Source organism: Pseudoalteromonas sp. AWH4_217, assembly GCF_056161105.1.
This window is the reverse complement of record NZ_JBSWYM010000010.1, coordinates 43088-61078: the sequence shown is the minus strand read 5'-3', so window position 1 is coordinate 61078 and position 17991 is coordinate 43088. Positions and strand designations below refer to the sequence as shown.

Below are 17991 nucleotides of genomic sequence, written 5' to 3'. Positions count from 1 at the left end.
CACCTACCTTGGTATTTCTCTAAACGCATCATATTTATTTAGAACATCGGCTTTTGCTTCTGCATTAAACTCAAATGAATAAAAATTATTAGTTATCAAATCATCATAAAGTGACAGAATACCCTCCTCATTCCTAGCATTTCGACTAGAACATTCACCTTCATATTCAAGCTCAGCTTGGTTATGAGTAAAGCCCCTATCATTATGAGCTAACGAAAAAGAAAGCGAAAAAACAGCGTCTTTGTATGTGAAAAAGAGATTAATTGTCTCCTTTTTAAAGGTAGATATGAAAGTAAGATTAGTTAATTTACTTAGCAGGTCGGTATCTTTAAGTCTAGATAGTGTTGTCTTAACACCCCTTCTCTTTATTAAAGGAATTTTTAAATTATCTGTGAACAATGTAGATCTTGAGGACTTTAGTTTAATCCATTTAGGGTAATCATCAGGTTTCAAAAATATTTTGCATACGCTTTGATCTGCCATATCCGAATACAGGTGATGCTCTTCACTTCGAATTTCAAGGCACTGAATATTAAACCCTTGAAGGATGTTAAACACTTTTAAAGCCGATTCAACATTATGAATTTGAAACTTTGTTTCATACTCATAATCTTTTAAAAATTCTTTGAAAATTTCAGGCCTTTCCTCATTTATAAAAGCCCCAAATTCACTCTTTATAAGGCTTTTTATTTTATCTATAAAAACTCCATTTTCATTATTCATAACTATACCTTTAAAGCAACCGCCTTTCTTCTAACAAGTCTGGCAAATCGTTTTCATATAAAATCACGTCATTTTCACTATAACCAGCTTTACTGATATGTGAATATGCGTCTTTAAAACTTTTTACTTCTATTACCGTTAACCTTCTGTTATCTAAGTTTTGAGTAAAAGACTCAATTCGATCTGAGTTCACAACATAAATTACATCGCACAGCTCGTTACAATAATTGGCTAAAGATGAATGCACAGGCTCATGCAATTCTCCTAGCTCAGCAATCCCAGGTGTAACTAAAATAGCTTTACCCGATTGTTGCGACGCTATTTGGTTCATAACTTGAACGGCGTTCCTAAACCCTTGCTCATTTGAGTTATATGCATCATCTAATATTAAAGGCTGCCCTAGGGTTAACTTCTTTTGCAATCGATGCGGAACTTGTGAAAGCTCTTTTGTAGCAATAGCCATTTTATCTATCAAACTTGGCTCTATTGAATAAACTAAACCAATAGTAAGAGCGATATTGATAACGTTATGCTCTCCCAATAGTGGTATTTCAAATTCCTTAATTTGCCTATTTTCTTTATCTATGGACAACTTAATTTTACGTACAGTACCTTCAACATAAGAGTGAAGAATTTTTATGTCACACTCGTCAGTACTACCTACTATGCAAAACTTTTCTTTAAACTGATTACGTAACTCCTTAAAAGGTTTATGCGCTAAAACAGCTTCAGTTATTAGAATAGTTTTGCCGTGATAACATATCCATCGTGCCAATTCACTTTTAGCAGATGCTATTGATTCTATACTCCCAAACCTTTCAGTGTGAGCATGTCCTACAGCAGTGACTATACCGTAAGATGGTTGTATAAACTTACATAGGCTCTCGATTGAACCAATCTTGTATGCACCCATTTCAGCTAAAAAGTATTTATGTATTGGTTGTAACCTCTTTCTAATATGGCGTGTTAAACCTAAAATTGTATTTATGCTTCCTTTCGAATAAAAAGTAGGTGCGTCAACCTCCATTAATTCACCAAGCATGTGCTTAACCGTAGTTTTACCAAACGACCCTGTAATTCCTACCTTAATAACATCACTACTATTTAATTTATTAGTTGCTGCCATTATAAATTTGCTATTTATCTTTTCTTGTAAAGGGCTCAAGAAGATATTCGAGATAATCAAAACTACTGGCGCGATGTGCAAAATTAAAATAGCATAGAGGTAATCTAGAAAAATTAATTGAGATGCTAATAAAAGGATGAATAAAGATAAATTTCGAAGCCGTTTTACTCGCTCAGTTTTTACCAGCGGCTTTTTGAAAACATATTTATTTTCAAAAATAGTAAAGATGATGAACGGTAAGGATAAAAGAAAAACAGATAAACTATTTAAACTTGTAATACTTATAGATATGTAAATTGTTAAGAACAATAAAGTCGCCTTGACATCAAACAGCCTTACTCTAAAAAAGGCACTGATGAACCTAGCATTATTGTATTCCTCTTGTTGAAAGTAAGCTAAAAGTGTATTAATCCGGCAATTTATAAAATATGCAAGACTGACATAAATAATTGCTAACGCTATAAAATCAATCATTTTCACCTTCTAAAATCAATTCTTTAATAGCCAATGCCACTTGGTGCTTTCCTCGACTTAAAATACTCAAATGATCGAAGTTATCACATTCTATAAGCTCACTATTTTCTATATGGTTGGCTATAATCTTTCCAAGTTCAATTGGTGTTTCAAAATCATTCTTTCCGTATAATAATTTTACTGGGGTGACGATTTTATGCAGTTCAGACTCTTGGTTTTCAGATATTGTTTTAACAAAAATATCTCTAAGCCCAAGCTTTTTGCTTTCGATATAATCTATACTTCCAAACCTTTCTTCAAGTAGAGATAGTTGTAGCTCATTCTTGGCGAAAAACTTTAATATTTTGAAATAACGCTTATTGAGATAAAACTTAAACGTTTCGATAAATGTTCTTGGCCTTGGTACTCCTGAACTAGCGACCAAAACAATACCTGAAAATAAATGCCCGTACTTTGCACCAAGCCGTAGCGCAACTCTGCCACCAAAGGAATGGCCAACAAAAATAACGTCTTTTAATTTCTGTTTTTTTATAAATTCAGCAATATGCATTGCATAATCAGTAGTGCTCCAAGTATCTTTTGGCCTATCTGAGCGACCAAATCCAGGTAAATCAATCAAGATACAATTGGCTGAAGCTCCTAACGTCTCAGCGATAGGAATAAAGTCCTCTAAGCTTCGCCCCCAACCATGTGCAAATATTACAGTTGGCGCGCTCTTACACCCAATAGAAATATAATGCATAAAATAAACCTTAAAAAATATTCATCGTAACGATTGATAATAAAAAAACACTCAAACTATCTTGGAAGTAAATGAGCTTCTTGAGGCACGGGATCATCAAATGATTTAAAATTGCTATAAATAGCTTCTTCAATTAAGTGTTCGATTAATTCAGGAAACAGCATCGGAGATTTAGGCGAAGCTTCCCATAAAAAATATCCATATGAACCTGGTATAGTGTTTATTTCATTAAACCAAATTTCTTGCCTCTTTTCATCACAAAGAAAGTCTATTCTGGGAGCTCCTCGCATACCTAAAGCACGAAATGAATTTCTAGCAAACTCATACAAGGGCTCAGCTATTTTAGACGGAATATTGGGATTAATTTCTCGTGTCAAAGACAACATTCCTTCTGAAGGTTTGAATTCCCCTTTTGTACCTCCACCACCAGTTAAGTATTTTTCTTTAAAATCAAGCAACTCAAGGTTAGTTTTAGGCCTTTCAATGGCAGAAAATACAACATCTTCATCCCTGCAAGCGACAGAAATATTGTATTCAACCAGGTTTTCTACCTTCGGTTCAACAATAACCACTTTATCTTTTCGAAAAGTTTTAGAAATTAGCTCTCTAAACTCCGCTTCATCTTTAGCTATGCCTACGCCTATACTTGAACCTAAGCTTGCAGGTTTTATAACAACAGGGAAGCCTAAAGTAGATTTAATGTCTTTCAATATAGAGTTGAGGTTGAGATTTTGGCAGCTCTTAACGACAACATGAGGAAGAACATTAACACCGCTCTCTTTTACAATAAGCTTTGTAACATCTTTTCGCATTGCAAATGCTGCATTCGATGAAATAAAACCAGCAACAGGCACACCTATTAACTCAAAATAAGCCTGCAACCGACCATCTTCACCAAAAGCACCGTGACAAATAGGTACCACACAATCTAGGCAGTTTTCTTCTTCAAACCCAGCTATTTTATATGACGGTCCATCGTCCCCCCAATTAAAGCTTATTTTTTTCAATCCTTTTGGAAAAGGCCTAAAAAGATTGGTATTTCTCAAATTAGTACCGGTATAAAAACTATTTTCGAAATCTAAGTAAACAGGTACAACTTTGTACTTTCTTTGATCCATTGCATCCATAAATTGCTGTGCACTCACAACGCTTACATCATGTTCAGGGCTAGAACCGCCAAACACTACTGCTACCGTCTTTTTTTTACTCAATGTAAGATTCCTTTGAAGTAAAGTTAATAGTTTCAATTAGAGATCGACCCTACTAAGCTACATACTTGAAAAGTTAATTAATATTCTTTTTTTGCTTAATCATAGCTTTTATCGTCCTTGTTGATCAAATACAGATTGCTTAGGTAACACCGTAATTTCAGCTGTTTATACCGGTACATTGCTGTTTCAGCCAGTGAACGTTGATGGTAGTTCACACACTTTTTCCACTCACTGCTGCCTATATGCTTTGTTAAAATAACCGCGCTGTTGCGAGCATGTCCATCCTCCCACAACTGCGCGTTACATCTTGGAGGGATCACTGCGTCGGCCTTTTTGGCTGCTACTTCAGCATAACAGCCCCTTGTATCACATGCGCCATCCGCTTTTACCGAACTGATTTTCCTGCACAATGGCCTGAGTAAGTCGCCCAGAACTTCTGAGTCAGCTACGGAGATTGTAGATAACTCAGCCCCCACGATTTGGTGTGTATTTGCATCAATGGTCAGATGTAACTTTCGCCATGTCCGGCGTTTGTTTGCGCCGTGTTTTCTTGCGTGCCACTCGCCATTTCCGTATACCTTCAAACCTGTACTATCAACCGCGATATCAATGCCTCCGGAAGTACTGGAGTTTGGTCTGTAATGAACAGCCAGCTCTGCACTTCGCTTGCACAAACAACTATAAGTTGGCGTATCCAAATCAAGCTTCATCATTGATATCAAAGAAGAAACAAACCCCTGCGCAGCTCGAAGAGACAAGCGAAATACAGCCCGCTAAGTCAGGCAAGTCTCAATCGCCAGCTCAGAGAAATGATTAACTCGCCCTTTACCGCCGTGATGTTGCGTGTTGTTCCACTGAGTAATTGCATCCTCGGAAAACCAAAGTTGGATGTTGCCTCTGGCGATAAGGGCTTTGTTGTAATCACGCCAGTTAGTGATGCTTTTCTTTCAAATTCAGTCTCGGTGTTTGCTTTTGAGATCTGATCACACGAGACTAAATTAGTTCAATGATTTAGGAAACAACGCCGTTTCGAGATGCAAACCAACGCAGTCCGGCTGCTGAAATCATGCAATCCCTGCCAGGTGTAGGCCCTATCATTGCGTCTGCTTTTAGTGCCAGCATAGATAAAGGCCAGGCATTTAATAGTGCCAAAGAGTTCGGTGTCTGGTTAGGGCTCACGCCCATACAATATGCTTCCGCCGATAAAAGCGTTCTGAGCCATATCACCAAGCGAGGGGACAGGTACCTGCGCAAGCAATTAATCCACGGTGCTCGTACTGTAGTCACACACGCACATAAAAAAGACGATGATTTAAATCGCTGGGTTGCCGCTTTGCGAGAGCGTGTTGGGGTCAATAAAACCATTGTGGCCACTGCCCACCGGCTGGCCAGGTTGATGTGGATATTACTACAGAAAAATGAACCGTATCAGCCTCAATATACACAATCGGGGGCGACACAATGCATCTAGGGTTTGGTTGTCAGTGAGCTCGGCATGGACAAGGGTCACTGAACCCGTGTGGGTGTTGTGAGCCACTGACAACCGCTTATCTGTTTGCCATAGTACGATGAAAAAAGGTCCAACCCTGCCTGCCCAAAACCCGACGACGGCACGGTCGTTACAGACCGAGTGGGTGTATTAATTTTAAGGTGTGCAGGCTCGGAACTCATTTGGGGCGCTGAACAATCAGTTAAGCCCGGATATATGTCAGAGCAACACATTTTATAGCGGACTGGACCAAACATCAGGCATGGCAACACGGGTAACATAACGAACGGGATAACGAAAACTCGCTACCCCGCAGGCCTACTCTGCTTGACATCGCTGGAGCGTCCATATATGTCGCTTGTTCTTCCGATAGCTGCGCCTTGTTATGCCTACGATACTGGCTAGTCATCTTTGTCCCACCCAGCTCTTCCATCACAATGATTACAACCTCCCCAAGAACTATGTTCCATATCCCCTGTATTAGGTTCATTACACCATCCGCAGGACTGGAGATAATCCAGTGTGAGAAAACAGCTCGTACAGATATATGAATCATCTTCAGTACGCACAACGGTATGGTAACCATCACAGTCGCTACAATTACCTAAATCCCATGATGAATCAGCTTCCTTGGCTGCTATATACGCAGCTCCCTCATCAATTAATTCATCAACCAAGTCATCAGGTTCGAAACTTTCGCCACAATTGTCACATTGTCCGAAGCCTTCATTTATGAACGTTACCTCCTCCCCACAGGACGGGCAATCTATCTTCAGTGCTTTTTCAGTCAAACCACAAACTAAGCAGCTTGCCTCATAAACAACTTTTTGATCCGTTGCATGGTGTTGAGATTCAAACCCACAGGACGGGTAACATTGAAATATTTCCCCTTCCTTTTTTCTATTTCCTATATCAGGCTTAATTTGATCGTAAACCACTTGTAAAAATGTATGCAAGGAACGAAGCTTTTTATCTACCTCTAGAAGGGATTCATTCCAATGACTAAATACATCTTTCCAGCGCGTAGTTAATATATAGTGAAGGAAATACCAAGCTGTCAATTGCTGCTTAACAATATCTCTAACTTTCTCGTTATTTTCTTCAGACGAATGAGCTTCATGAAAGAAATGTACAACCTTATTTCTATGCTTTGTGATCTCTCGAAATGACTTCAACTCAGATTTAGTTAGGCCGCTCCTAACAACTTTTTCCAATCTGTCTGCTGCACCGTCGAGTGATACAGATTGAAAGTTACCAGAAATAAATTTATTCCAATCTGGATCTTGTCTTTGAGAAATAACCAACGACCAATGTTCTTCCATTAATCGTGCTTTTAGGAATAATTCAACGGCAGCATGAAAGTGTATTACAGAGAATTTCGGGTGCTCCTGCAAATCATCTATAGCTTTATTAAGAAAGTCGATTCCATTATCAACCAACCTTTCAAGCATTTCTTCCTTCTTCATTTAACATCCTATTTCATTCAATCACATGTCATTGGCATACTGAAGGCATAACGCTTTGCTCACCGGAAAATTGGGAGCGCAGCGAGCAATTTTTCCGTGTGCAGCAACTTGTTATACGGTATTGATAGGCGAATTCTTAGAGAACCAAGCATGAACAAAACCCGCCTGGTAAAACTGAACAGGTGAGCCAAAACCGCCACGTTCAATAATTGATTTAACCTCATCAGGAGGCAAAATCGCCACGTCTTTTGCCCATGCAGAATGTGTTTTTTCTATGGCATCCGTGGGTACGTTTGCGGCGTGGAGCATGCTTACCCAGACCTTGAGCAAGGCTTGATATTCCGGTGTGCCTACAGATGAAGAAAGATCAGCACTAACCAAGATGGCGTTGTGTTTCAGTCTTTCTGATATGGCACGGAAAAAGTTTGAACGGGCCTCATTGTCGAGAATAAATTGTGAAACCATAAAACATGTAGCCGCGTCGTGAAGCTCAACATCTGGCAATGATTCCACATAACCCTCATGAAATGTACAGCGAGAAATAAAACCTTCTTTCTCTGCCCTTTGACGGCATATGTCAAGCATTGCCCCCGCAGGCTCAACAGCAGTAAACTTCCATTTGGGGAACCTGTTAGCTAAATAAGAAAGTTCAACACCAGCGCCTAAACCAACACAAAGAATTCTGGCATTCTGTGGTAACTCCGAAAAAATCCATTCGAGTTGAAAATAGAGACCATCATGAACTGGTGCCAGCTTCTTTTGCTGCTCTTCATAGCTTGTGGCTTGTTTATCAAAAACAGCATTTAGTTCATCTTGATTCATGTGACATTGACTCCTAAGCCGTATAACGCTTATTAGCGTGAATACCGGTTAGATCCAGTTCCTGAACCCCTACAGACCCACGGCTAAATAATTTTATTCATAATAAGAACAATAACCTACCACTATTGTACTAGTCACTCAAGCCAAAACGGCTCTGTTAAAACCGAGCCTTGTTCATAGCGAGACTTGAAGTCTCGTTATGTAAAACCACTAACCTATTGAATCAATTCAAATTAAATCAGAGTTTCACTTAAACGAGACCTTTAAGCACGGAGAAAGCGAGAAATTTGACTTGATAATTGACCGCATTCACTTATGACTGTGTAAATAAACAGCACTCGGAGTAAAGATGTCTTATTCACCTTTTTTGGAGTCTGTACGCGTTGAGCTCAGAACCAGACACTACAGTCTGAAAACAGAAAAAAGTTACCTGCACTGGATTAAAAATGTTACCTCTTGCAGTGAAGACTTGGCCGCATTCATGCCAATCCGTTAGGCGCTGTTTCATTTCGCTCTCTGTTCAAATCAAACCAAGCCACCTAATAGAAAGCGTCAGGGAAAAAAAGCCCGGCTAACCTAGCCGGGCTTTGTAACTCATAAATATCGTTTCGGTCTAATCGTGCGTAATGCGGATCACCGGGCGTTGCTGGCAGGTTTTCCCAAGCAAGCAGCTTAGTGCATCACGTACGGTATCAACGCTAAAGTCGAGCAGTTTGACCTCAGGGGCTTTGATGCGGCCGTTGCTGACGTCATCAAGTAACTGGCGGCCCATAAAGCACAGGTGCTGCTGGGCGCACAGGCTGTTGGCCATCCAGGCGCCGGCGACTGAGACCACGCCAATGTTGGGCGCTTTCTCAAAGAGCAGCTCTTCGGGAATGGTGCCAAAGCCATTGAGGCAGGCAATGCGACCGCAAAACCGCAAATGACGCAGGTCGTCCAAAAAGGAGTCGCCGCCTTGTGTATTTAAAATACAGTCAAAACCGCCCGGGCCCATTTCTCGCTTGATTTGTTCACACACCGACTCCGACTCACAGTCGAACACCCAGTCTGCTCCGAGCTTGCTCAGTCTTTTATGGTGTTCTTTCTGTGCAAAAGCAAACACCTGAGCACCGCGCTGTTTGGCGTATTGCACAGCAAAATGGGCCACAGCGCCTTGTGCGCTGTTGATGGCCAGCGAGTCGCCGTCCTGCACCTGCATTTTATCCAAAGCCAGCAGTGCCGCCATGCCCGCGTTGGGTAGTGACACCGCCACTTCGCCACTCATGCCATCGGGTACTTCGGACACCGCGTGACTGGGTACAACCGCGTATTCTTTCAGCATCCCCTGCTCTGCCAGACTGGCATTAAACAAAACCCGGCTGCCTTTGGGGGGAAATACCCCTTTAGCAGCTGAGACCACAGTGCCGACGGCATCCAGTCCCAAAATGTGCGGGTATTGCCACTGGCAAAATCCGTCTTTCGCCATCCGTGCGTCCAGGTGATTCAGGGCCACATAATCTATGGCAACCAGTAACTCGTTATCTCCCGGCACTGGCATGGCGTGCTCTGCCATCGCTAAGTCAAACTCAGCGCCACATTGAAGCAGCTCCAGTGCTCGCATGGTGGTTTTTTCGACTGACATGGTGGTTTTCTCCACTTTTCGACCCTTTTTAGGCCGGATTGCCCATAACTTTAACTTTCCGATTATGGGCAAAACTTCGCAATTGTTGCTATTAAACCATCTTGGTCTCTGTCAAACAACTCAATATTGTGACAGGTGTTTAAATCCTGTTAACGGCTATTTTTCAATCACAGGCTCGCTTGCGCTGTCCTGCAAACCTTCCTTCGCGCTATCGTTCAGGGTAAGTAAGCGATAGAACACGGGCGTGAATAGCAAGCCGAATACCGTTACCCCAATCATACCAAAGAACACCGCATTACCCATCGCCTGGCGCATCTCTGCACCAGCGCCTGATGCCAGTACCAGAGGGACCACACCGGCCGTGAACGCAATCGAGGTCATCAGGATAGGACGCAGTCGTAAACGACACGCTTCCATGATGGCTTCCAGGTGCGTCGCACCGGATTTATGCTTATCTCGGGCGAACTCAACCATCAGAATCGCATTCTTAGAGGCCAGTGCCACCAGTACAATCAGCGCAATCTGGGTGAAGATATTATTGTCGCCGCCCAGCATGTACACACCCGCCAGCGCAGAGAATATCGTCATCGGTACTATCAATATAATGGCCAGTGGTAAACGCAGGCTCTCGTATTGGGCTGCCAGCACCATGAAGACCAGTACCACCACCAGAGGGAACACATACACCATAGTATTGCCCGCCAGAATTTGCTGATAGGTTACCTCAGTCCATTCATAGCTGATCCCTTCCGGTAAACTCTCGGCCAGTACTGATTCAATCGCTTCTTTGGCCTGATCTGAGCTGTACCCCGGCGCCGGGCTGCCGTTCAGCTCTGCGGTCATATAGCCGTTATAGTGCATCACCCTATCCGGACCTGTGGTGGGTGTCACCGTAACCACAGAGCCCAGCGGCACCATGTTGCCGGCGGCGTTACGCACTTTCAGGTTGTTGATCTGCGATTGTTTGGCACGAAACTCAGCATCGGCCTGCGCTTTGACCTGATAAGTACGGCCAAACAGGTTAAAGTCGTTCACATACACAGAGCCCAGGTAAATCTGTAGTGCATTGAACACTTCATCCAGCGGGATGCCCTGCAATAGTGCCTGCTCACGGTCAACATTAATGTCCATTTGTGGCACCTGAATACGGAAGCTGGAGTACAGACCCGTCAGTGCCGGATGTTGTTGTGCCTGACCAATGGTATTCTGAAGTGCCGCAAACAAGGCTTCGAACCCTTTATTGCCTCTGTCCTGAAGCTGTAATTTAAAGCCACCTGTGGTACCCAGGCCAAGAATTGGCGGTGGCGGGAACACAGCAACAAAGGCTTCATCAATTTCAGCAAAACGCATGTTTAACTGCATCGCAATCGCATGGGCAGACAGGCTGGGATCCTGACGCTCAGAAAAATCAGTCAATGGCGTAAACACAATGCCGCTGTTGGTGCTGTTGGTAAACCCATTCACCGACAAGCCCGGGAACGCCACGGTGTGTGCCACACCAGGTACTTCCAGTGCAATTGCCTGCATTTGTTTGACCACGGCTTCGGTTCTGTCCAGACTGGCCGCATCCGGTAGTTGCGCTACCGCAACCAGGTACTGCTTATCCTGCTGAGGAATAAAGCCACCAGGCACTGAGTTAAACAGGCCAACGGTTGAACCCACCAGCGCTAAGTACACCACACCGACAACCACACTCATGCGGATCAGTTTTTGTACCAGCTTCTCGTAACCCTGCGCACCTTTGTCGAACATGCGGTTGAAGGGTTTGAATAACCAGGTGCCAAACAGTTTGTCGAGCACGCGGGTCAGGCCATCTTTCGGCGCATCATGCGACTTTAATAGCAAGGCCGAAAGCGCAGGCGATAAGGTCAGCGAGTTAAAGGCTGAGATCAAAGTTGAAATGGTGATCGTCAGGGCAAATTGCTTATAAAACTGGCCCGACAGTCCGGTAATAAAGGCCGTTGGAATAAACACCGCACACAATACAAAGGCAATGGCAATAATCGGCCCGGTTACTTCAGTCATGGCAATTTTAGTTGCCTCAAACGGGCTGTAGCCGTCGGCAATATTACGTTCTACGTTTTCGACCACCACAATGGCGTCGTCCACCACAATACCGATAGCCAGTACCAGACCAAACAAAGACAGCGTATTAATCGACACGCCTAGCATCTGCATGATGGCAAAAGTACCGATCAACGACACCGGTACGGCAATTAAAGGAATGATAGACGCGCGCCAGGTTTGCAGAAACACCACCACAACCACAACTACCAGCAAAATGGCTTCCAGTAACGTCTGGATAACGGCATCAATTGAGCCACGTACGAATACGGTAGGGTCATAAGCAATTTCATAGGTCATGCCTGCAGGGAAGTCTTTCGCCAGACGCGACATTGTCGCACGCACATTGTCAGACAAGGCAATGGCATTAGAGCCCGGACGCTGAAATACCGGCATCGCCAGCGCTGGCTGGTTGTCCAGCATAGCGCGCAGCGCATAGTTTTCCTGACCCAGTTCAACACGTGCAATGTCCTGCAAGCGTGTGATCTGGCCCTGCTCGCCCACTTTGATGATCACCTGCTCAAATTCATCAATCTGAGTTAAGCGCCCTTTTACGTTCAACAATACCTGAAACTGGTTCTCATCCGGTGAAGGCTGAGCGCCCAAAGAGCCCGCGGCTACCTGCTGGTTTTGCGCACGTAACGCATTGATAACATCACCCGCAGTGAGGTTACGTGCTGCCAGTGCATCGGGGTTTAGCCACACACGCATAGAGTATTTAGCACCACCGAATAGTTGCAAATCGCCCACTTCCGGCAAGCGCTTCAGCTCATCTTTGATATAGATGTCGGCATAGTTGGCCATGTAAGAGGTATCCTGCTGACCATCCGGAGACACTAAATGCACCACCAGTGCCAGGTTAGGTGACGATTTTTGCGCTGTCACACCCAGGCGTTGTACTTCCTGAGGAAGGCGTGGCAAGGCATTGTTCACCCGGTTTTGCACCTGAACCTGTGCCTGATCCAAATCTGTGCCCAAAGCAAAGGTCACAGTCAGGGTAAGACGGCCATCGCTGGTTGCCTGCGATGAATGGTACAGCATGTTTTCCAGGCCATTGAGCTCCTGCTCAAGCGGCGTTGCAACGGTCTGACCAATCACTTTGGGGTTCGCTCCCGGGTAACTGGCGTTGACCACCACTGTTGGAGGGACAACCTCTGGGTATTCGCTGACCGGCAACTGAAACAGCGAGATGGCGCCGGTGATTACAAACACCAGCGAGAGCATGGCCGCAAAAATCGGCCTGCTGATAAAAAAGTGAGAAAAGTTCATAATGGCCTCTTAGTTTGCAGCGCTAAGCTGAGTGTCGCGCTGTGCAATCACAAGACGGGTATCATCCAGGTTCAGCGTTACCATGTTTGGGGTGATAGGCATGCCCGGGCCAACGCGAGCAGGACCATTGGCAGCAACTTTATCGCCCGCTTCCAGACCCGATTTAATCGCACGGAATGCTCCGTAGCGCTCACCCAGCTCTACCAGGCGGTATTGCAGCGTGTTATTGGCGTCTACCGTGAGTACAAAGCGGTTTTTCAGATCCGTTCCAATGGCACGCTCAGGCACCAAAGGCATGGTTGCAGCATCAGCCGAGCCCAAAGAGATGCGCGCAAAGGCACCTGGTTTCAGGCCGTGTTGCTGCGCATCAAACACTGCGCGTACGCCTAAAGTGCCGGTATTGGGGTTAATTTCGTTATCGATAAAATCAACCACGCCAGGCACCGATGCCCCACCATTGATACGCTGTAATTGCACGGTTACCGCATCAGTAGCATCAACACCGGCAAACTTGTTGCTCCAGGTGCGCTCGTCCACATCAAAGTAAGCATAGATCTGCTGATCTGAAACTATGGTTGCCAGCGTGGTTTCACCGGCGCTCACATAGTTACCTTTGGTCACGATAGCACGCGAAATAACGCCACTGATGGGCGCTTCAACCTGGCTAAATTCTAAATCAAGGCGCGCTTTTTTCAGCTGTGCGGCGATAGCATCACGATTGGCCTGTGCCTGACGCAATGTCGCCGCACGCTGCTCGGCAAGCTCGGTTGACATGGCTTTTTCAGCCACCAGCTGTTTAGCACGGCGTGCTTCGCTTTTAGCCTGCATCAGCGCAGCCTCAGCACTGACCAGCTGTGCGTTCAGGGTTTCAACCTGCACTTCAAACGGGCGCGGGTCGAGTCTGAACAACGTCTGGCCCTTTTCAATTCTTTCACCTTCTTTGAATGTCATCTGCTCTACCTGACCAGATACGCGAGGCTTAAGCACGACCCGCTCCGGCGCTTGCAAACGCGTGGTAAAGGTATGCCATGACTGCACCGGGGCCATTTTGACCTGCGCCACGTCAATGGTCAGCGGTGGCGGCTGTTGCTGCCCTTCCTGTGCATTTGGCTGGCTACAACCGCTGAGCACCAAAGCAAGTGCGACCGCACTGAGTGTATAGCTAATTTTATTCATGACATTCTCCGACAGTATGAGTTGCTATGATGGTACGAAGAATTACCGTGAAGAAAAATGGTAGTTTTTTAAAAACATTAGTGCCAGAATGGCACCAATAAACTTTTCTTTGTGTTGAAAGGACAGATTATGGATACCACCAGCCGGTTGATTATGTTGCTCGAAGTTGTTGAGCAGGGGTCGTTTTCTAAGGCAGCTGAACTAAGAAATATAGACCGTTCAGTGATCTCCAAACAGATAGGCAAGCTCGAAGAAGAACTGGGCGTTCGGTTACTGAATCGCACAACCCGGTCATTTTCTTTGACTGCGGCCGGCGCTGAAATGGTAAAAAAGGCCGCAGACTTACGCCTGCTGTTACAGGATACGGTGCAACTGGCGGAAAACTATCACCAGGAGCCCAGGGGCTTATTGCGCATTACCGCATCGAGCTATATCGGCCAACATTACCTGATGCCAGTCATCAACGATTTCCAGAAACGCTTTCCTCAGGTCAGTGTTGAGATACGTATGGATGACCGGGTGGTGGATATGATCTCGGAAGGCTATGATCTGGCGTTTCGGGTTGGTGAACCCCGCGACTCCTCTCTGGTGGCCAGAAAAATTGCCCGTAATAAAATGCTGATCCTGGCAACCCAACGCTTTATCGACACCTATGGCGAGCCCAAGACCATGGCCGACCTGGCAGACTTGCCCGCAGCCTCTTACAGCAGCTCGCACCTGCGCTTTGAAGCTATCAGCTATATCGACGAAGATGGCAAGCCGCAGGAGCAGCCCATTACGCCAGTGTTTCGCTCCAATGACGCAGAGGCCCTGATGAGCAAAGTACTATCGCACACCGCGTTTTTTACTGCACCGGCCTTCTTCTTCGCCGACGGAGTAGATACCGACCAGCTGGTCCCCCTGCTGACCCATGTCAACCTGCCCGATTACAGTGCGGTGTATGCCGTTTACCCGCACCGGGATCTGCCGGTCAGAACCCGATTATTTTTGGACGCGGCACGACATTATATCGGCGAGCATAAGCCGCGCTGGGAGCTGAATATTCCCGGAATAGAGCAACTTTATCAGCCTAAAGCAAAATAATAGCTCCAGACGGGCGCTTTTCTACTCATTCAAAATTGTCAATAATGACAGTGGCAGAACACAAGTTGAAAACACCTGCTTGGCGCTCCAGCGCTGGAGTGCAAAGCATCTTGTGCAATTTTCCACCAATGCCATACTTTACTCTTATCAATAGTGCCATTTCACAAAGAGTCATGAATTGCTTTCGACAAACTGAATTTACCTAATAAATATCAGATACTTAATTTAATAAATCGGTCGTGGCTTAAAATGTTAACAGAAGAATAAAAGTCTTTTTTTAGCCATATATCTGGCACAGAGATGCCATTAATTCTTAGCCTCTTTGTCTTTTTTGGTTTCTATAGTACTGCCCCTGAAACAATTACAGAGTCAGGACTATGAAATTAAAATTACTAACACTCGCAATGTTTTGCGGCACAACCGCATTGATCACTGGTTGTTCAGATAACGATAACAAAGTTGTGATCAAGCCGCCGGTTAAAGAACAGCAGGCGGATGAAGACAAACAACCCACAGACGACCAACAACCGACCGATGACAAGCAGCCGGTAGACGATGATAAGCCAAAGGATGATGACAAAGACCCTGAGGAACCTGAAGAGCCCACGATAGCCGAAGGCACCTTACTAGAGCTGCGCATCATGGAAACAACGGATCTGCATGCGAACCTGATGAACTTTAACTACTTCTCGAACAAAGAAGACAACAAGGTCGGTCTGGTAAAAACCGCCACTTTGATCCGTCAGGCACGAGAAGCCGCTACAAACTCAGTATTAGTTGATAATGGTGACCTGATCCAGGGAAGCCCGCTTGGCGACTATATGGCCAAAATTAAAGGCCTTAAAGACGGTGATGTCCACCCGATTTATGGTGCGATGAACACACTGGATTACGATGTGGCCAACATTGGTAACCATGAATTTAACTTTGGCCTGGAATTTTTGGACGAAGCAATAGACGATGCCAAATTCCCGTATATCTCAGCCAATGTGTTTAAAGATGATGGTGACGATGATCCAAACAACGATGTACCACTGTTCACCCCTTACATCATTAAAGACAAGCAGGTAATTGATAAAAATGGCGACACACAAACACTAAAAATCGGTTACATCGGTTTTGTGCCGCCACAAATTATGCAGTGGGACAAAGCCAATCTGGAAGGCCAGGTCATAGCCAAAGACATTGTCGATATGGCCAAACACTATGTGCCTAAAATGAAGGAAGCCGGTGCAGACATCATAGTAGCTATTCCGCACTCTGGACTGGAAACGGCAGAGAAAAAACCTCTGGCTGAAAATGCCAGCTACTACTTGTCCAAAGTCGACGGCATTGATGCCATTATGTTTGGTCATGCCCATGCGAACTTCCCGGGTCCACGCTATGCAGGCCTAGAAGAACATGGTGTCGACAATGAGAAAGGTACTATTAATGGCATCGCGGCCGTCATGCCCGGTTTTTGGGGTAATAACCTGGGTATCATCGACATGACCTTAGAATACGGTGCTGACGGGTGGCAGGTAAAAGACACTCAGTCGACGCTGGAACCTATTTCTATCACCAACCCAGATCGTACTGTCACGTCTTTAGCCGTTAACGATGCACAGGTCGAAAACGCGGCAATGGCCGCACACGATGAAACCAAAACCTGGGTTAATGAGCCGTTTGCCAAAATCTCTGACGAGGTAAACAGCTACTTTGCACTGGTTAACGACGATCCGTCTATCCAGATAGTCACCGACGCGCAACTTTGGTACACACAGGCCATTGTAAAAGGGACTGAACTGGATGACCTTCCGGTCCTTTCAGCGGGTGCCCCTTTCAGAGCTGGCCGGGGCGGCGCCGATGATTTCACAGCGGTTGATAAAGGTGACATCGCTTATCGCAATGTGGCGGACTTGTATATTTATCCTAACGTGCTGAAAGTGCTCAAACTCAATGGTGCTGAAGTCAAGCAGTGGTTGGAAATGTCAGCGGGTCAGTTCAATCAGATCACGCCTAACACGGATACGGTTCAAGTGCTGGTCAATCCGGATTTCCCTTCTTACAACTTTGATGTCCTTGACGGTGTGAGCTATCAAATTGATGTCACAGAGCCCGCAAGATATGACACTAAGGGCAACAAGGTGTCTGACGGAAACCGTATTAAAGCGCTTACCTATCAGGGCGAGCCGGTAACCGATGAGCAGGTATTCCTGGTGGCAACCAATAACTATCGTGCTTCAGGTGGTGGTAACTTCCCGGGGATCTCTGGTGAAAAAATCGCAGTAGACTCACCAAACGAAAACCGTCAGGTGGTCGCTGATTATATTTCATTGCAGTCAAACAAAACCCCTGAAACCGGCATGGACCCAAGCGCAGATGGTAACTGGTCATTTGCTCCGGTAGCGGGGGCTAACGTTGTGTTTTACAGCTCACCATCGGATAAGGCAACAGCATTCAGTGCACGCTTTGCCCATATCACGCCTTTAAATCAAACCACAGAAGATGGTTTTGCAATCTATCAAATCGACCTGACTCAGCCTGCAAACTGAGTGTCAGAGCGATAAACAAATTAAAAGCCACGCACTTGCGTGGCTTTTATATCGCGCCGTAATCACAGGCAGTATGCGGCAACTTCATATCAACCACCTGAACTCAGTGCGCGACTTTACGGCCAAAGGACTGTGTGCTTGCCAGGGAAGCTTGGCGACTTGGTGAGTTAAATACGATTGTTTAGCGACGT

At 45.1% G+C, this 17991-nt stretch carries 11 protein-coding genes and 2 pseudogenes; 3 read left to right on the top strand and 10 right to left on the bottom strand.

The genetic code is table 11. The features are described from left to right. Positions 1-3: 3 nt before the first annotated feature. From ACXAH1_RS13805 to ACXAH1_RS13785, 5 genes and pseudogenes are all read right to left on the bottom strand, one after another. The gene (locus ACXAH1_RS13805; RefSeq protein WP_475197451.1) at positions 4-723 is read right to left on the bottom strand and encodes a hypothetical protein; all 720 of its coding nucleotides are present in this window, start codon (positions 721-723) and stop codon (positions 4-6) included. A 10-nt stretch (positions 724-733) separates the two neighbouring features. Beyond that, positions 734-2323, bottom strand: a complete 1590-nt coding sequence (locus ACXAH1_RS13800) for a Mur ligase family protein (RefSeq protein ID WP_475197450.1) — start codon at positions 2321-2323, stop codon at positions 734-736. Then, the gene (locus ACXAH1_RS13795; protein ID WP_475197448.1) at positions 2316-3065 is read right to left on the bottom strand and encodes an alpha/beta fold hydrolase; all 750 of its coding nucleotides are present in this window, start codon (positions 3063-3065) and stop codon (positions 2316-2318) included. The genes ACXAH1_RS13800 and ACXAH1_RS13795 overlap by 8 nt, the downstream gene beginning before the upstream one ends. 56 nt (positions 3066-3121) lie before the next feature. Beyond that, on the bottom strand, positions 3122-4276 hold the full coding sequence (locus ACXAH1_RS13790; protein WP_475197446.1) for an ATP-binding protein: 1155 nt from the start codon (positions 4274-4276) through the stop codon (positions 3122-3124). A gap of 95 nt (positions 4277-4371) precedes the next feature. Then, a pseudogene (locus ACXAH1_RS13785) lies at positions 4372-5214 on the bottom strand (IS5 family transposase). Positions 5215-5345: 131 nt separating this feature from the next. On the opposite strand from ACXAH1_RS13785, the pseudogene ACXAH1_RS13780 reads away from it, so the two are divergent. Next, positions 5346-5747, top strand: a pseudogene (locus ACXAH1_RS13780) (transposase); the annotation flags it as partial. A gap of 419 nt (positions 5748-6166) precedes the next feature. Here ACXAH1_RS13780 and ACXAH1_RS13775 read toward each other — a convergent pair. The 5 genes from ACXAH1_RS13775 to ACXAH1_RS13755 all read right to left on the bottom strand — a co-directional run bounded on the left by ACXAH1_RS13775 (position 6167) and on the right by ACXAH1_RS13755 (position 14183). Continuing rightward, positions 6167-7231 carry a hypothetical protein gene (locus ACXAH1_RS13775; RefSeq protein WP_475197444.1) on the bottom strand — a complete coding sequence of 355 codons (1065 nt, stop codon included), beginning with the start codon at positions 7229-7231 and terminating at the stop codon, positions 6167-6169. Positions 7232-7342: 111 nt separating this feature from the next. Next, on the bottom strand, positions 7343-8053 hold the full coding sequence (locus tag ACXAH1_RS13770; RefSeq protein WP_475197443.1) for a class I SAM-dependent methyltransferase: 711 nt from the start codon (positions 8051-8053) through the stop codon (positions 7343-7345). 613 nt (positions 8054-8666) lie between these two features. Further along, the gene (locus ACXAH1_RS13765; RefSeq protein WP_475197442.1) at positions 8667-9674 is read right to left on the bottom strand and encodes a zinc-binding dehydrogenase; all 1008 of its coding nucleotides are present in this window, start codon (positions 9672-9674) and stop codon (positions 8667-8669) included. A gap of 156 nt (positions 9675-9830) precedes the next feature. Next, positions 9831-13007, bottom strand: coding sequence for an efflux RND transporter permease subunit (locus tag ACXAH1_RS13760; RefSeq protein ID WP_475197441.1), 3177 nt, complete (start codon positions 13005-13007; stop codon positions 9831-9833). A 9-nt stretch (positions 13008-13016) separates the two neighbouring features. Continuing rightward, on the bottom strand, positions 13017-14183 hold the full coding sequence (locus ACXAH1_RS13755; RefSeq protein WP_253046215.1) for an efflux RND transporter periplasmic adaptor subunit: 1167 nt from the start codon (positions 14181-14183) through the stop codon (positions 13017-13019). Between the two features lie 129 nt (positions 14184-14312). On the opposite strand from ACXAH1_RS13755, the gene ACXAH1_RS13750 reads away from it, so the two are divergent. Both ACXAH1_RS13750 and ACXAH1_RS13745 read left to right on the top strand, forming a co-directional pair. After that, the gene (locus ACXAH1_RS13750) at positions 14313-15266 is read left to right on the top strand and encodes a LysR family transcriptional regulator (protein ID WP_054016786.1); all 954 of its coding nucleotides are present in this window, start codon (positions 14313-14315) and stop codon (positions 15264-15266) included. Positions 15267-15643: 377 nt separating this feature from the next. Further along, complete coding sequence (locus tag ACXAH1_RS13745; protein ID WP_475197439.1) at positions 15644-17800, top strand: bifunctional 2',3'-cyclic-nucleotide 2'-phosphodiesterase/3'-nucleotidase; 2157 nt, start codon at positions 15644-15646, stop codon at positions 17798-17800. The last annotated feature ends 191 nt before the right edge of the window (positions 17801-17991 follow it).

What these genes read in the sequence shown, in the direction of transcription:
- ACXAH1_RS13800 (WP_475197450.1), bottom strand. Translation starts at nt 2,323, where the DNA reads ATGATTGATTTTATAGCGTTAGCAATTATTTATGTCAGTCTTGCATAT.
- ACXAH1_RS13760 (WP_475197441.1), bottom strand. Translation starts at nt 13,007, where the DNA reads ATGAACTTTTCTCACTTTTTTATCAGCAGGCCGATTTTTGCGGCCATG.
- ACXAH1_RS13765 (WP_475197442.1), bottom strand. Translation starts at nt 9,674, where the DNA reads ATGTCAGTCGAAAAAACCACCATGCGAGCACTGGAGCTGCTTCAATGT.
- ACXAH1_RS13750 (WP_054016786.1), top strand. Translation starts at nt 14,313, where the DNA reads ATGGATACCACCAGCCGGTTGATTATGTTGCTCGAAGTTGTTGAGCAG.
- ACXAH1_RS13805 (WP_475197451.1), bottom strand. Translation starts at nt 723, where the DNA reads ATGAATAATGAAAATGGAGTTTTTATAGATAAAATAAAAAGCCTTATA.
- ACXAH1_RS13755 (WP_253046215.1), bottom strand. Translation starts at nt 14,183, where the DNA reads ATGAATAAAATTAGCTATACACTCAGTGCGGTCGCACTTGCTTTGGTG.
- ACXAH1_RS13775 (WP_475197444.1), bottom strand. Translation starts at nt 7,231, where the DNA reads ATGAAGAAGGAAGAAATGCTTGAAAGGTTGGTTGATAATGGAATCGAC.
- ACXAH1_RS13745 (WP_475197439.1), top strand. Translation starts at nt 15,644, where the DNA reads ATGAAATTAAAATTACTAACACTCGCAATGTTTTGCGGCACAACCGCA.
- ACXAH1_RS13770 (WP_475197443.1), bottom strand. Translation starts at nt 8,053, where the DNA reads ATGAATCAAGATGAACTAAATGCTGTTTTTGATAAACAAGCCACAAGC.
- ACXAH1_RS13795 (WP_475197448.1), bottom strand. Translation starts at nt 3,065, where the DNA reads ATGCATTATATTTCTATTGGGTGTAAGAGCGCGCCAACTGTAATATTT.